The organism is Gilliamella sp. Pra-s60, from assembly GCF_009795755.1.
In the GTDB taxonomy this organism is placed as follows: Bacteria; Pseudomonadota; Gammaproteobacteria; order Enterobacterales; family Orbaceae; genus Gilliamella.
Map to the genome: position 1 here is coordinate 1 of NZ_WTFA01000036.1, position 1,497 is coordinate 1,497.

Genomic DNA, 1,497 nt, shown 5'->3' on the forward strand with positions numbered 1-1,497 from the left:
GGCGCCTTCGGTCGGACTGCGGTTTTTTGACCTTCTGTCATGAAACCGCTGAGTCCGCAGGCTTTGCCTGCTCAAAGCCCCAACTGCCGCGGGGGCTTGATTCTTTGTTATATTGTCCTCTCAGGCACCGTAACCCCCTTCCACGCCCTAAGGATTAAGAACTAAACGCTAAAAACTAAGGTGCGGTGCAAAGGCCATAGCGGGACCAGTGGGCACCGTCGCTGCTGACGTAGCCGTCCTCCGAGCGGACAATGAACTGGTAGTTGTAGCTACCCGTCGCGCCGCTCGTCCAGTAGAGGCTGTTGGCGAAGCCCGAATCAGCGTAGTGGTACATGGAGCCCCACTCCGTGAAAAAGCCTGCACCTATGTGACGCTCGTAAGTATCATCACTAGACGACGGCGTAGCGCCTACTGCTCCTCGACAATTACTTCCACTCCACTGCCCAGAACAAACCGCATTGGTTAAATCCCTTACCCGTACCATACGATAACCCAAACTATTACACCATGCTGTTTGAGTAGAAGCGCTATCCGTTTTATTACCACGATTGACGAACCACTGCTTTAACACAAAGCCGTAACGAACCTCATTACCATTACTACCTCTACCCACCAACTCGAACGTCTGTGGCAAAGATGGCACGGTAATTCGACCTGGATTAATTGAGCTTGTTTGACTACTACTTGCCCTAGGACCATGCAGTGTTACCCGTGTTACATTTTTGGATTTATCCCTAATCCAATTATCAGCTAGGGTAACATACCCATCTGGGGATGTGAATGCATCAGAACGCGGCCTTGTCCAACTCACCGTTGCGCTTATATCACCACGTGTGTTAACTGTCCAACTTAACTGACTTGCGTCAAGCCCACTTATATCCAAATCAAAATACAAGCCATCTGCACCAGTCTTTGGAAAGTTCCTGTCGTAAGATGATGGACTCGTTGACTGAACTAAAAAGCCCTTAGTAGGAGACCATATGTTAGATGGACCTGCGTAGTTGCTTGTGCCCTTGAGTAGATTCGGCCTGGCCGAACAAATAGCGGCATACTCATATGGATTAATATAATAATCCACCGTAGCGCTACTAAAACTACTACTTCTTGGCACGCCATACTGTGTGCTTAATGTACCACTTATACTTGTTAAAGTTACCTTATAAGGTGCATTACATATACTTAATGTATCAGTACGATTAACCGTTCTACCGTTTTTATCGGTAAACTCCACCCATATACTCCCCGATGCCGTTACTCCACCTACTCCCTGTCCGTCCCCATCATCATCACCCCAATAACCCTGACTGACCAAATCATTCATCGTGATTGAACTCCTTGATGGCGGTACTATCGTCTGTATATGACTTAAGTTACTCCCCACATATGGCAACCTGATTGGATTGCTTGGTGTTGATGGGTTGGTTGACCTTGTGTATACCGTGCCATCCTGCAACTTTATTGACAATAAACGGTCTGTATTCGTTAATTTTGTTACCC

At 47.4% G+C, this 1,497-nt stretch carries 1 protein-coding gene; it reads right to left on the reverse strand.

Annotated features, from left to right (window positions below):
• Positions 1–175 precede the first annotated feature (175 nt).
• The coding region (locus GQ596_RS10900; RefSeq protein WP_160401747.1) for a hypothetical protein at positions 176–1,497 on the reverse strand (1,322 nt) is incomplete at its 5' end.